Below are 14,208 nucleotides of genomic sequence, written 5' to 3'. Positions count from 1 at the left end.
TCCCTTAAAAAATAGGTTGGTGGTACACAGGGAATTGATTGGCCATGGCCTTCAATTCTTCTTTCACATGCAATTGCAAACTAACATTATTAATATCATTCAAAATATCTGATATTTTATTCCCTATGATTTCAAATTCTTTAGCTCCCATGCCCCTTGCGCTCAATGCCGCTGATCCAATCCTTATCCCACTCGTTACAAAAGGGCTGCGCGTTTCGCCAGGAATGGTGTTTTTATTCACGGTGATCCCGGCATTCCCTAATGCAATATCAGCGTCTTTCCCACTATAAGGCTTATCCAAGAAATCCATTAAAAGCAAATGGTTAGAAGTGCCACCACTCACTAACTTGTGGTTTTTTTCTTTTAACGCTTTAGCCAAAACTTGCATGTTAGATTTCACCAATTTTGCATAAGCTTTAAATTCTGGTTTTAGATTCTCTTTAAACCCCACCGCTTTAGCAGCAATTGCATGCATCAAAGGCCCACCTTGAGTCCCTGGAAAAATCGCTTTATCAATCTTGGCCGCTATCTCTTCATCATTGGTTAAAATAAGCCCCCCTCTAGGCCCTCTTAAGGTCTTATGAGTGGTGCTTGAAACCACATGGCAATGCGGGAAAGGATGGGCATGCTCACCGGTTACCACAAGCCCTGCCACATGGGCTATATCGCCTAATAGTAACGCTCCCACTTCATCAGCGATTTCTCTAAATTTCTTAAAATCAATCTCCCTTGGATAGGCTGAAAACCCGCACACAATGATTTCTGGCTTAACGCTTTGAGCGATTTTTAGCGTCTCTTCATAATCAATATAGCCATCTAAATTCACGCCATAAGAAAAGCTCTGATAATGCTTACCGGTTAAGCTCACTTTAGCGCCATGCGTTAAATGCCCTCCACAGCTTAAATCCATGCCTAAAATCTTGTCATAAGGCTTTAAAAGAGCGTGATAGACAGCGTTATTGGCTTGTGAGCCTGAGTGCGCTTGCACATTAGCGAACTGGCAATTAAAAAGCTTTTTAGCCCTTTCTATGGCCAAGCTTTCTATTTTATCCACCACTTCACAGCCTCCATAGTAGCGCTTGTTAGGATAGCCTTCAGCGTATTTATTCGTTAAAACACTCCCCATAGCCTCCATAACGCTTGCAAAAGTGTAATTCTCGCTCGCTATCATTTCTAAATGCTCGTTTTGCCTCTTGTATTCTTCAAAGATAAGCTCAAAAATTTCACTATCCGTTTGTTCTAAAAAATACGCCATTATTCTTCACTCTCCACATTAAAATCGTTTTTAACAGGACGCATCGCTGGGAATAAAATCACATCTTTAATGCTTTTAGCTCCAGTGAGTAGCATCACTAATCTATCAATGCCTATGCCTTGCCCTGCAGTGGGGGGCATTCCATGGGCTAACGCCCACACATAATCTTCATCCATGTATTGGGCTTCTTCATCGCCTTTTTCTTTTTCAGCCACTTGATTTTTAAAGCGTTCTAATTGATCTAAAGGATCGTTCAACTCGCTAAAGCCGTTAGCGATTTCTTTCCCTGCAATAAACAATTCAAACCTGTCAGCAATATTAGGGTTACTATCGTTGCGTCTGGCTAAGGGGCTAATCTCAATAGGGTATTGGGTTACAAAAGTGGGGTTAATGAGCTTATGCTCTACAAAATGATCAAACGCTTCAGCGAGTAACTTGCCATGAGTGAGGTTTGGCTCTACTTTGATGCCTTGCTCTAATAAATAAGCCAAAAGCCTGTCTTCTTTTTCTAAAATGCCCTTACTAATGCCCCCTATTGTTTCTAAAGCGTCCAAATAAGAAATCACGCTCGTTTGGTTGAAATCCACTTCCATATCGTTGTAAATGATTTTTGAATCTAAATTTAAAGTCTTTAGCAAGTAGTCAAACAACCTCTTACTGAGTTCAATCAAATCTTCATAAGTGTGATACGCCCAGTAAAACTCAATCATCGTGAATTCGGGGTTATGGCTGTGATCCATGCCCTCATTCCTGAAATTACGATTGATTTCAAACACCGCCTCAAACCCCCCTACAATCAAGCGTTTAAGGTATAATTCTGGGGCGATTCTCAAATACCTTTCAATTTCTAAGGCGTTATGATAAGTGATGAAAGGCCTTGCGTTCGCCCCGCCAGGAATGGGGTGCATCATAGGGGTTTCCACTTCTAAAAACCCTTCCATTTCAAAAAATTTCCGCACGCTAGAGACGATCAAACTGCGCTTTTTAAACACATCTTTAACGCTAGGATTGACGATCAAATCCAAATAGCGCTGGCGGTAACGCAATTCTATATCGCTTAATCCATGAAATTTTTCAGGTAAAGGCACAATGGTTTTGCTTAAAATATGAAATTCTAGGGCATGAACGCTTAATTCACCGGTTTTGGTAGCAAAAGGGAAGCCTTTCACCAACACAATATCGCCCACTTCCAAATGCTTTTTCAAGCTTTTAAATTCATCGTTCAATTCATTTTGCGAAACATAAGCTTGCAAAATCGCGCTTTCATCTTCAACTTTAATAAAACATGCCTTACCCATTAAACGCAAGAGCTTGACCCTCCCTACAATACTTTCGTGTTTTTCTTTGTCTTTAGGCTCTTCTAAACCCTTAACATAAGCGTATTTTTCTAAAAAAGCAGCGTTGGTGAGGCTTCGTTTCAAGCCATTTTTATAAGGGTTTTTCCCTTCTTCTCTCAAGCTATTGGCTTTATGGATGCGTTGTTGGATGTATTGGTTAGAAAACATGTGATGCCTTTATAGGGGTTCTTTATTAGATGGGGTGGGGTTTGGTGGGGTTTGGTTAGCTTTTGGATCTAGCATGTTTTTAGGCAAATCTTTAGCCTTTTCTTTTAAAGATTCCACGCCCTTATCCATCGCTTTATCAAAAGATTGTTTATTTTTATTAAAAGATTCTTTATTTTTGACTTCATCGCTCATTTCTTCAAGGTTGTCTTTAAGGTTTTTCTCCACATGTTTGACGCCATCAAGGCGCATGATCTTACTGGCGATGCTTTTCATGGTAGAAAAAAAAGCACTTTTTTCTTGCAAATAGGCGTTAGCGTCTTTCATGACTTCCATTTTAGAGAGTGCATAAAGGATGAAAGAAAGCACTAAAAAAGTCTTTAAACATGAGAAAATAAACCCTAACGCTTTGTCTATAATGCCTAATCCGCTAAAGACTAACACCTTGCCTAGCAACACTCCAAAAGCTAAAAAAAACACCCAAATAGACGCTAACACCAATAAAAAACCGATGAGATTCGTCATGGTTTCATTTCTTAAATCATACAAATGCTCTGAAAATAAATTCCCAACAGCCACAGAATAGCGAGACGCTAAATACACGCCAAGCACAATCCCTAAAGTCCCCGCCACTTCACTCACGAAGCCATGATAAAATCCCCTAATCCCAAAAGCTACCACCACCACAAGTAACGCCAAATCAATATAATTCAAACCCTAAACCCAAACCTTTCTCTCATATATCTCGCATAAAGATAGTCATAGCGTCTTAAAACAAACACCCATTACTCTTAAATCATGCCAATTCACGCTCTTTAGACTTGAAATTTGAAAATAATAACACAACTTAAAAAAAACTACCCTTAAAAAAATCAATCTAAAATTCTTAAATTAAAATATAGCTATAATACACTAAAACAATCTCAAGGTTTCAAAATCTAGCCATGCGTCTTATTCTGTTCAATCAAAACGCTTTTTTATTGGCATGCATGTTTGTTTCAAGTGCGTATGCGAACGCTGTTTTAGACGCTTATGTGGTTGAAAACCCTTATATTTCTATCATGCTCACAAGCCTACTAGCCCCTTTAAGCATGCTAGCGTTTTTAAAAACCCCTAGAAACAGCGCTTTTGCTTTGGGTTTTTTCGTGGGGGCGTTATTGTTTTACTGGTGCGCTTTAAGCTTTCGCTATTCGGATTTCACTTATTTATTGCCCTTAATCATTGTTTTAGTAGCGTTAGTTTATGGGGTTTTATTTTATTTGTTGCTCTATTTTGAAAACCCCTACTTCAGGCTTTTGAGTTTTTTAGGCTCTAGTTTTATCCACCCTTTTGGATTTGATTGGTTAGTCCCGGATAGCTTTTTTTCTTATAGCGTGTTTAGGGTGGATAAATTATCTTTAGGGCTTATTTTTTTAGCTTGCATTTTTTTGAGCGCTCAAAATCTTAAAAAATACAGAATGATAGGGGTTTTATTGCTGCTTGGCGCGTTGGATTTTCATTTTTTTAAAACAAGCGATTTAACAGAGGTTGGAAATGTTGAATTAGTCTCTACAAGAACGCCCCAAGATTTGAAATTTGATTCAAACTACCTTAACAATATTGAAAACAACATCCTTAAAGAAATCAAACTCGCTCAAAGCAAGCAAAAAACCCTGATTGTTTTTCCAGAGACCGCCTACCCCATCGCTTTAGAAAACTCCCCTTTTAAAGCGAAGTTAGAAGATTTAAGCGATAATATTGCTATTTTAATAGGGACATTGCGCGCTCAAGGCTATAGCCTTTATAACAGCTCGTTTTTATTTTCTAAAAAAAGCGTTCAGATCGCTGATAAAGTGATCTTAGCCCCCTTTGGCGAGATAATGCCTTTACCCAAGTTTCTTCAAAAACCCCTTGAAAAGCTCTTTTTTGGCGAGAGCGCTTATTTATACCGCAACGCTCCCCATTTCAGCGATTTTACATTAGACGATTTCACTTTTCGCCCCTTGATTTGCTATGAAGGCACTTCCAAACCCGCTTATTCAAACAGCCCTTCAAAAATTTTTATCGTGATGAGCAATAACGCATGGTTTAGCCCAAGCATTGAACCCACCTTACAAAGAACGCTTTTAAAATACTATGCAAGGCGTTATGATAAAATCATTTTGCACAGTGCGAATTTTTCAACTTCTTACATTTTAAGCCCTAGCTTATTGGGCGATATTCTTTTTAGGAAACGATCATGATTAAAGCGACTGGTATTTCTCATGCTTTTGAAAAACCTCTTTATAATGGCGTGAATTTGTGCATTAAACCCAAAGAAAGCCTAGCGATTTTAGGCGTGAGCGGGAGCGGTAAAAGCACGCTTTTAAGCCATTTGGCCACCATGCTAAAACCGGATAGCGGGACAGTTAGTTTGTTAGAGCACCAGGATATTTATGCCTTAAATTCCAAAAAACTTTTGGAATTACGACGCTTAAAAGTGGGCATAGTCTTCCAATCGCATTACCTTTTTAAGGGTTTTAGCGCTTTAGAAAACTTGCAAGTCGCTTCCATCCTAGCCAAGCAAGAAATAAATCATTCCCTTTTAGAACAATTAGGCATAGCCCACACCCTAAAACAAGGCGTGGGTGAATTGAGCGGCGGCCAACAACAACGCTTAAGCATCGCCAGAGTGCTTTCTAAAAAACCCAAAATCATTATCGCTGATGAACCCACCGGGAATTTAGACACCATTAGCGCTAATCAAGTCATCAGCATGCTGCAAAATTACATTGCAGAAAACGAAGGGGCGTTAGTTTTAGCCACGCATGATGAGCATTTAGCCTTCACTTGCTCTCAAGTCTATCGCCTAGAAAAAGAAGTTTTGATTAAGGAAAAATAAGAAATGTTACAACGCCCTAAAATTGTCGCTGAATTGAGCGCTAACCATAACCAGGATCTAAACCTAGCCAAAGAAAGCCTTCATGCCATTAAGGAAAGCGGCGCGGATTTTGTCAAGCTCCAAACCTACACGCCAAGCTGCATGACTTTAAACTCCAAAGAAGATCCTTTCATCATTCAAGGCACTTTATGGGATAAAGAAAATCTGTATGAATTGTATCAAAAGGCTTCTACCCCCCTAGAGTGGCATGCGGAATTGTTTGAGTTGGCTAAAAAGCTTGATTTAGGCATTTTTAGCTCGCCTTTTAGCTCAAAAGCTTTAGAGCTTTTAGAGAGCCTGAATTGCCCCATGTATAAGATCGCTAGTTTTGAAATCGTTGATTTAGATTTGATTGAAAAGTCCGCTCGCACACAAAAGCCCATTATCCTTTCTAGCGGTATCGCTACACATACCGAATTGCAAGACGCTATCTCGTTGTGCAAAGGCGTGAATAATTTTGACATCACCCTTTTAAAATGCGTGAGCGCTTATCCCAGCCAAATAGAAGACGCTAACTTATTGAGCATGGTTAAATTAGGCGAAACCTTTGGCGTTAAATTTGGCTTGAGCGATCACACGATTGGCTCTCTTTGCCCCATTTTAGCCACCACTTTAGGAGCGAGCATGATAGAAAAGCATTTCATTTTAAACAAATCCTTACAAACCCCAGACAGCGCTTTTAGCATGGATTTTAACGAATTTAAAAGCATGGTTGAAGCCATCAAACAAAGCGTTTTAGCCTTGGGCGAAGAAGAGCCTAAAATCAATCCAAAGACTTTAGAGGAGCGAAGATTTTTTGCGCGTTCTTTATTTGTCATTAAGGATATTCAAAAAGGCGAAGCATTGACTGAAAACAATATCAAAGCCTTACGCCCCAACCTTGGCTTACACCCTAAATTTTATAAAGAAATTTTAGGCCAAAAGGCATCAAAATTCTTAAAAGCCAACACCCCTTTAAACGCTGATGATATAGAACACTCATTGTAGGTTCGTTTTGATTAAAAAATGGGGTTTTTAATTTTGTTTTGTGGTTTTAGATTTGATTTTTGATTAAAATTTAAAATCATATTTTAGTTTCTTCCACATTTTTTGCTAGTAATTTTAAAAGATCATTGGATTTCTTGTTATAATTTTGCATTAAAAATTTAGTGTCCATTAAAATTCCTTGTATATTTTCATATTGCTTTAGATTGTCTCTCCACTCTCCATTTGCAAAACCTATATTTTCAAGAATATTACCCAATTTTAGCGGATTGTTAAATCTGTTAAAGGGCATTAAAAAGACATTGTAAATCTCTTTTTTTGTTTCTCGTTTTGCCGCATATTCGCCATAAACAATCTGTTTTATGATGGATGTGCTACTAGGCAAATCGCTTGCAACCCCACTTATGCCATATTTATAATATTTTGCATCTAATATGTAAATTTTATCGCCAAACAGCATGATGCTATCTGGTTGCAATGAATAATCAGGGTTTTGATTAGAACGCCGCAAATTCCATTTTGTTTTAGGAAAATAAACTTCTTTATTTTTTATACCAAATGCCTTGTCTATCATTCTTTCCCAAACAACATAAAAATGATATGTTCCAAATTTAAAATCAGTCTTATCCAAAATATTATCATCTTGTAAAAGAATATTTTTCATAGATTGAAAAAGGATTTTCTTGTCATCATTAAAGGTGTTGTTTAGCTTGTTTTCAAGCAGATAAATGCAATAATTTTTATCAGTGGGTAGGTTAAATTTTGATGGCATAAACGAGCTAAACACAAAGCCAAATTTAGAAAACGCTTCATGCACACAATATTTGTTTATAGCTGTTATCAATTCATTTTCATTAAATCATTTCCTTTTTAACTTGAAAACGAGTATAAACAAAAGAGTTTTTATTGTTAAAAGTTTGAATAATGGGCCTATTTTTCTTCATCGTTTTGGAAAAATTTATCCTGCCTTTTGCGTTATTTTCATAATAGCTCTTATTTTCTATATAATAACCATGCGATAAAAAATATTCTATGACATTTTTATACGCTATGAGTGGAAAATTTGATCTTATAATCTCATTTTTATTATTTAACAAATTTTCACATACAATTGTTTTATTGTATTCTAAAAGAATAGAAACAAGCTTTTTTACATCTACTCTAATGTTTTTATCATCGCTTATATCAAATCCTAGTGGGAAACAAATTTGCAAGTCATTATTGATGCTTCTAATACCTACAAAATTGTCGTTCAGTTCATTGTCTGTAAAACAGCGCTCTTTTAAATTAAACATTGAATAAAAGTTCTTTTATATCATCGCTAAAAATATCAAATTGGGTTCTACCTTTTTCTCTGGTAAAATTCTTTACAACAGCTTCAAGCGTATTAAATTTTATAGTGTTAAATATTATATTTCTATCAAATTTAAAGACATCGTCCCAAAGGTATTTTATAACTTTATGTGCAAAATTTTCTTTGCTCTTTAGATCATCAATACTTACAAAATAAACGCCAAATCGCTTATCTTCCATAGAACTCAGCCCCTCGTTATTTTGAGCTATTTTTTCATTGATGGTGGTGCAAAATTTTTGCCAAGTTATATCAGTATCTAAAATTTTCATATTTTTAAAATCATCATCAACATTTTCAAAGGAATTTTCAATGAGTTGCATAGAAAATCTGCGCTGAAAAGCAGTATCTAGTGTGAATACATTTTGATCGCTCGTATTCATTGTAGCGACTATCCATAAATTTGACGGGATTCTTATACTTGCATTTTTATCGTTATGGACAATATTTGCAATATCCGTATTATTGATAGCATACTCACTAGAGCCTTTTTTAAAGCCATCTTTGTCATGTTTTAGTCTGTCAAGAAGTTGAAAAATTTCTCCAAATATGGCAGGTGCATTACCACGATTTATTTCATCAATCACCAGAACATGTTTAGTTTGTGGGTTATGATACGCTTTTTTTAGGATGTTTGTAAAAGGTCCAGCTAAAAATTTATAACTGACTATACCGCTATCATCCACACTTGGCATAATCTGTCCCACAAAATCGCTATAAGAATAATCAGGGTGGAACACTATCTTTTCTACCACGCTATTATCATTGCAATAATCTCTTCGTAAAGTATAACTTTTGCCGCTGCCAGGAACACCATAAAGGATGATATTTTTTCCCCCATCTATTCTAACGCTTTCATCTATTCTACTATCATCTAAAGAACTCGTTTCATTCTCGCTAAAAACCAATAAATGCCTGCTATTACTGATTAAGCCGTTTAAGACATTGTATCTTGTATCAGTGGGTAAAATGATTTCTAATGTGTATTTTTATAAGATATGTGAGTAAAAAGCAGAATATCATCAATTTTTAATTCATAATCCAATCGGTTTTCTTTTATTTTGTCAACTTCTGCATTAATGATTCTCTTAATTCCTCCACCAAGTCTGGGATCTGTTGCTAAGAGAATGCTCACTTTATCGTTATAATCAGACAAGATACCACTCACATCTATTTCATCTTGGTTGTTGGCGTTATCAAAAAAATGCTCTAAAATACCTCTTGTAATACTAATTTGTTTGTTGATGCATTGATTATCAATTTTCCTCAAATAAACTTTCATTTTTCACCTTTTTAAACATCTCATTTTTTACAAACTCCCCCCACTGCTCTGCCATCGCCTTTGCAAATCCTGGAAATGTTTTACTCCTCCAAATTTGACGCTCTTTGGCTGATTTTGTTTTAGTCAGTCCATCGCTATACCATTTTGCTATTTTTTTACCGCTTTTAAATTCTATAAACTCGCCAGGATCAACGATATTTGTATATTTTAAGGGTGGTAAGTTTTTAAGCCACAAACAAGTCTTTTTTGATGCACTATCGCCAAAGTGGTAAGGTTGGACTATTTGATTGGGCTTTTTGTATCTTGTATTCATTATGCCAATGGGGTTTTCTATTGCAATATAAGGGATTTTTGCTTCCACTAAATCCATAAAGAATTTTGAAGCTTCTTCTCTGTCTTTTGCACGGTTGGGGAATTTGGGGTGGGGTCTTTTTTGTTCTATGGGCAAATCTTTATCTTTAGGGTGGTAATACCACTTCGCTCCACTAACAGCTAAAAAGGTGCAAGGCGGGTGCGCTATCATCATATCCCATTGCGAAACTTTTGCATGTTTGCCATTTTGCAAAACACCGCCTTTATTTCCAATCACTTCAAAAACATCGCAATTAAAATGCCACTCAGGATGCCCGCCACTACATTCTAATAAATCACAACTATAAGCGTTGAAACCAAGCTTTCTAAATTCATTGCACACCCTTTGGCTTTCTTCACAAGCTACTAAAATATTTATATTAGTTTTTTTCATCTAAGACCTTTGCCACTGCTAGGGCTATATTTTTGGCAAAATTAATTGGCACTGCATTGCCTATCATTTTAAAACAAGCCGCTTGCGATCCGATAAATTCAAAATCATTAGGAAAAGTCTGTAAAATCGCTGCTTCTCTTATGGTGATTGAGCGGCTCTGATCGGCTTCTGGGTGTATAAACATAAAACCATCTTTTTGCAAATGCGCCACTAAGGTTGGCGATGGTTTATCCCATTCTAAATTCCTGTATTTGTTATGGTTTGAGACTTTTCCTGTAATCTTAGTGTAAAAGTCAAGCTTTTCTTTTGCGGGAGCGTTATTCATGTTGTTTTCAATCCAAAATTTCATCGCTTTTAAATCTCGTAAATTATTATATCGTGGAAAATTTTGTGCCAAATTATTTGCGCCAATAAGTTCGTGAGAAATGTTTTTATTGTTGATTTTTAAGGGCGTTTTGAGTGGTCTAAACTTGGGTAAATGGCCAATAGCGTCTTTAACGCTAAGCGGTGGGTTTTTTGATTTGAGATTGTCTAGATTTTGATAAAATTTGAATAACCGCTCTTTATTGTCTTTGCGAACGCCAAATACGATCACTCGTTTTCTGGTTTGTAGGACTTCATAATCATCGCTGGAATAGACTATCTCTTTCATTTCATTTGGTTTTTTAATTTCATACCCTATTTTTGAAAAAGCTTCATAAATCCTGTCTTTTACAAATTGATTACCCGGTTTTGCGCTAAGCATGCCAGGAACGTTTTCAAACACAAAACATTGTGGTTGGTAATAATCAACTATTTTAACAAAACTTTCAAAAAGATAATTCCTATAATCATATTTCATAGAGTGTTTATCTTGCGCTCTACCCGCAAGGGAATAAGCTTGACAAGGAGGACCGCCAAAGATAACATCTATTTTTTTACCACTAATTACGCCATTTAGCCCAAATTGGCTAACGCTTTCATCATTATCAGATCCATAAATTTTAAGAGTTTCATCACTCCAAGAGCCATTTATCAATTCATCAGTTTTTTGAATATCAAATTTAATAACTCTTTTTTTTGTTTCTTTTTCACTGATCTTAAAGCGTTTGATTAAAGCGTTTCTCAGTGTAGTAACCATAGGTTTTTCCCACTCAATGTGGGCTAAAATATTAAATCTATTTGTATTCGCAAAGCCCAATGATAAACCGCCAGCCCCACTAAATAAATCTATGCAATTATATTTGCTCATTTAAACTCTTAACGCCATCTATGGTATTATAAAGTCTGTTTGATATTTTATTTCTTGTTTCATTTTATCCGCCAACTATCTTTTGCTTTTAGTATGATTGTAGCAAAATAAATTGGGTCAAAACAATTTAAGTGGATTTTTGTATCTATTTCAATAAAACTTGGTGCAAGTCCTTATGTCTAAGCTCACACTCTTTTAAATGGGGTAATAAAATTCTTCCTCTTTTATCCCCCTAACCCCCAAAGAATGCTTTTTAAGAGGTTATCCGCTTGGCTAAATCAATCTCTTTTTAGATTGTAAAAAATACTAAAGCATTTTTTATATTTTATAATAATCAATTCCAAACGAGAACAGAGAAAAGAAATCCTAAATAATTTTTAATCACAGATTCCACACACGCTCTAAATAAAGCTCATTAAACAAAGCCCAAAAAGGGGCTGAAACACCCCTTATGATAAAAAAGCTGTGTCTAAAAACGCTAACTCAATAAAAAGATAGTCTCACTTCACCTTTTCAAGATACTCTTCTGTTTCCGTATTGACTTTAATTACCTCACCCTCTAAAACATGGAAAGGCACTTGCACGACCGCACCGGTTTCTAAAGTCGCTGGCTTTTTGCTCGCGCTTGAAGTATCGCCCTTAAAATTAGGGGCTGTTTCTACAATCTTTAAAGCCACAACTTGCGGCACATCCACTGAAATCGCCTTGTCATTATGCAATAAAACCTGCACTTGCATGCCGTCTAGCATCCACTTAGAAGCCTCGCCCACTTGAGAGTCGTTTAAAGCGATTTGCTCATAGCTCTCTATATCCATGAATTGGTATGTATCGCCATCATGATAAAGGTATTGCATCGTTTTTTCAACTAGATTAGGCTCTTCGCACTTGTCCCCAGCATGGAAAGTCTTCTCAATCACCTTGCCGTCCAAAAACGACTTGATTTTCGCGCGCACAAAAGCCGCACCCTTGCCGGGCTTGACATGCTGGTATTCTACGATCCTATAAGGCACACCGCCCAATTCAATTTTCAAGCCCTTTTTGAGCTCGCTCATCCCAATTGCCATGTTACATTCTTTCCTTGTTGGTTAAATTTTATTAGCGCTGCCCAAAAGTTTCATGCGCTCTTTGACCACATTTTTAAGCGCTAATTGGGCCGGAGAAAAAAACTTCCTCAAATCAAATTGGCTCTTATCTTCATTAGCCACCTTGCGCACTTCTGCGATGAAAGCGATCCTTAAGTCCGTGTCGGTATTGACCTTATTGATCCCCCCTTTTATAGATTCTTGTAAAAATTCAAAAGGCACGCCCTTAGAACCTTTCAAATCGCCTCCAGCGTCCAAATAAGATTTCCTCACATCATCTGGTATCGCGCTCGCTCCATGCAAAACTAAAGGGATATTAGTGAGCCTTTTGACTTCTTGCAAGCGTTCAAAATCCAATTTTGGCTCGCCCTTAAACTTAAACGCTCCATGGCTTGTCCCAATGGCTGGAGCTAAGTAATCCACTTGAGATTCTTTGACAAACTGCTCCGCTTCTTTAGGATTCACTAACACAGCGTCTTTTTCATCCACTGAAATATTGTCTTCAATCCCCATCAAACGCCCCAACTCCGCTTCCACGCTCACTCCAGCGTTATGCGCCATTTTGACCACTTTAGAAGTCAATTCCAAATTTTCTTCAAAAGCATGATGAGAGGCATCAATCATCACAGAAGTGAAACCCGCTTTCACGGCTTTTTCGCAGCTTTCAAAAGTCGTGCCATGATCTAAATGTAAGGCCACAGGAATGTGCGGGTAGCGTTCGCACATGATTTTCACCATGCCCACTGCCATATCAATCCCCATGTATTTGATCGCTCCTTCACTCGCTTGAATGAAAAGCGGGGAATTTTCCTCGTTTCCTGCTTCAAAAATAGCGTTTAGCATTTCAAAATTCACGAAATTAAACGCCCCTACCCCATAACCTTCTTTATGGGCTTTCAATAAGATTTCATTGCCTTTAACTAACATGATAACACCTCATCAATTACTTGTTGATAACAATTTTAGCGTGCTTCCTTAATTCCTCGATTCGTTGATTCATGCGTTCTTGGAAAAGCTTTTCTTGTAACATCCCCTTAATGGTGGGTTTGGCTTGCTCATAAGTATAAGTTACAGGGCTGTCTTTTGAAATCAAATAGATAATATGATAACCAAACTCTGTTTTAACGGGGGTTTTAGTGTAATCCCCAGGAGTTAAAGCGAAAGCGGCTTTAGAAAAATCCGGAGCCATTTGGTTCTTTTGGAATTTCCCCAAATCACCGCCATTTTGCGCGTTCTTGCTGTTAGGATCAATCGTATCCCGATTGGCTAACTCAATGAATTTGGCTTCTTTTTTAGCCTTTGGCTGTTTGTCAATCTCAGAAATAATCCGTTTAGCCTCATCTTCGGTTTTCACTAAAATATGCCTAGCATGAGCTTCTTGCTTGACAAAAAGCTGATCTTTATTAGCGTTGTAAAAATCTTGCATTTCTTTTTCTGGGATTTGGATTTTTTTCACTTCTTCAGCCTGTTTTTTAGCCCAAAATTCCACTAAAGCCTGTTTTTTAACCGCTTCCATCATCGCTTTAAATTCTGGAGTCTGATTAAGCTTTTCTGCCTTAGCCTCATTTTCTACAAGTGCGGTGCGGATAGCTTGCTCAATCAAGGCTTCTTTTTCTTTCTCTTTAAGCTTGTCAAAATCAAAATTAGGATTTCGTTGCTTAATCATATCAAAATCGCTTTTAGTGATAGGTCTGCCATCCACTGTCGCTAACACGCCTGCTGAAGAATCAGTCGTTTTTTTCGTGTTATGCGTAGCGTTATTTGCGTTATGAGCCGGCTTGGCCATCAAAAACGACGCGCTCAACGCGCCCACTAACGCTAAATTCAAGATATTTTTTTTCATTGTGTGTTCTCCACTCTAAACTAATTTTCATCAT

Annotated in this window: 11 protein-coding genes and 2 pseudogenes; 3 read left to right on the top strand and 10 right to left on the bottom strand. The window is 37.1% G+C overall.

The window, feature by feature from the left end:
* Positions 1-4: 4 nt before the first annotated feature.
* The 3 genes from D2C72_00215 to D2C72_00205 are packed head-to-tail and all read right to left on the bottom strand — an operon-like array spanning position 5 to position 3,471.
* Positions 5-1,255 carry a serine hydroxymethyltransferase gene (locus D2C72_00215; GenBank protein ID QEF42918.1) on the bottom strand — a complete coding sequence of 417 codons (1,251 nt, stop codon included), beginning with the start codon at positions 1,253-1,255 and terminating at the stop codon, positions 5-7.
* A complete protein-coding gene (gene lysS, locus D2C72_00210; protein ID QEF42917.1) occupies positions 1,255-2,760 on the bottom strand; it encodes a lysine--tRNA ligase in 1,506 nt (501 codons plus the stop codon). Before lysS ends, D2C72_00215 begins: the two co-directional genes overlap by 1 nt.
* A 9-nt stretch (positions 2,761-2,769) precedes the next feature.
* Positions 2,770-3,471 carry a CvpA family protein gene (locus tag D2C72_00205; GenBank protein ID QEF42916.1) on the bottom strand — a complete coding sequence of 234 codons (702 nt, stop codon included), beginning with the start codon at positions 3,469-3,471 and terminating at the stop codon, positions 2,770-2,772.
* A 230-nt stretch (positions 3,472-3,701) separates the two neighbouring features.
* Between D2C72_00205 and D2C72_00200 the strand changes: the two genes are divergently transcribed.
* Genes D2C72_00200 through pseI form a run of 3 tightly spaced genes read left to right on the top strand, consistent with a single transcriptional unit; the run spans position 3,702 to position 6,643 of the window.
* Complete coding sequence (locus D2C72_00200; GenBank protein ID QEF42915.1) at positions 3,702-4,979, top strand: apolipoprotein N-acyltransferase; 1,278 nt, start codon at positions 3,702-3,704, stop codon at positions 4,977-4,979.
* Positions 4,976-5,617 (top strand): ATP-binding cassette domain-containing protein, encoded by a 642-nt coding sequence (locus D2C72_00195; protein ID QEF42914.1) that lies wholly within the window; start codon positions 4,976-4,978, stop codon positions 5,615-5,617. The genes D2C72_00200 and D2C72_00195 overlap by 4 nt, the downstream gene beginning before the upstream one ends.
* Before the next feature lie 3 nt (positions 5,618-5,620).
* A complete protein-coding gene (pseI, locus tag D2C72_00190; protein QEF42913.1) occupies positions 5,621-6,643 on the top strand; it encodes a pseudaminic acid synthase in 1,023 nt (340 codons plus the stop codon).
* A 76-nt stretch (positions 6,644-6,719) separates the two neighbouring features.
* Here the strand turns inward: pseI and D2C72_00185 are convergent.
* The 7 genes and pseudogenes from D2C72_00185 to D2C72_00155 all read right to left on the bottom strand — a co-directional run bounded on the left by D2C72_00185 (position 6,720) and on the right by D2C72_00155 (position 14,174).
* Positions 6,720-7,935, bottom strand: a pseudogene (locus D2C72_00185) (LlaJI family restriction endonuclease).
* A pseudogene (locus D2C72_00180) lies at positions 7,928-9,273 on the bottom strand (AAA family ATPase). Before D2C72_00180 ends, D2C72_00185 begins: the two co-directional pseudogenes overlap by 8 nt.
* Complete coding sequence (locus tag D2C72_00175; protein ID QEF42912.1) at positions 9,248-10,018, bottom strand: hypothetical protein; 771 nt, start codon at positions 10,016-10,018, stop codon at positions 9,248-9,250. Before D2C72_00175 ends, D2C72_00180 begins: the two are co-directional and overlap by 26 nt.
* A complete protein-coding gene (locus tag D2C72_00170) occupies positions 10,005-11,249 on the bottom strand; it encodes a DNA cytosine methyltransferase (GenBank protein ID QEF42911.1) in 1,245 nt (414 codons plus the stop codon). The genes D2C72_00175 and D2C72_00170 overlap by 14 nt, the downstream gene beginning before the upstream one ends.
* Positions 11,250-11,749: 500 nt before the next feature.
* The gene (efp, locus tag D2C72_00165; protein ID QEF42910.1) at positions 11,750-12,313 is read right to left on the bottom strand and encodes an elongation factor P; all 564 of its coding nucleotides are present in this window, start codon (positions 12,311-12,313) and stop codon (positions 11,750-11,752) included.
* Between the two features lie 21 nt (positions 12,314-12,334).
* Positions 12,335-13,258: a fructose-bisphosphate aldolase gene (locus D2C72_00160; protein QEF42909.1), complete on the bottom strand. Its 924-nt coding sequence runs from the start codon at positions 13,256-13,258 to the stop codon at positions 12,335-12,337.
* A gap of 16 nt (positions 13,259-13,274) precedes the next feature.
* Positions 13,275-14,174 (bottom strand): peptidylprolyl isomerase CBF2, encoded by a 900-nt coding sequence (locus D2C72_00155; protein QEF42908.1) that lies wholly within the window; start codon positions 14,172-14,174, stop codon positions 13,275-13,277.
* Positions 14,175-14,208 lie beyond the last annotated feature (34 nt).

This window comes from Helicobacter pylori (genome assembly GCA_008032955.1).
GTDB lineage: Bacteria > Campylobacterota > Campylobacteria > Campylobacterales > Helicobacteraceae > Helicobacter > Helicobacter pylori_DC.
Note: the sequence above shows the minus strand (reverse complement) of the source record. Positions and strands in the feature narration are given on the sequence as shown.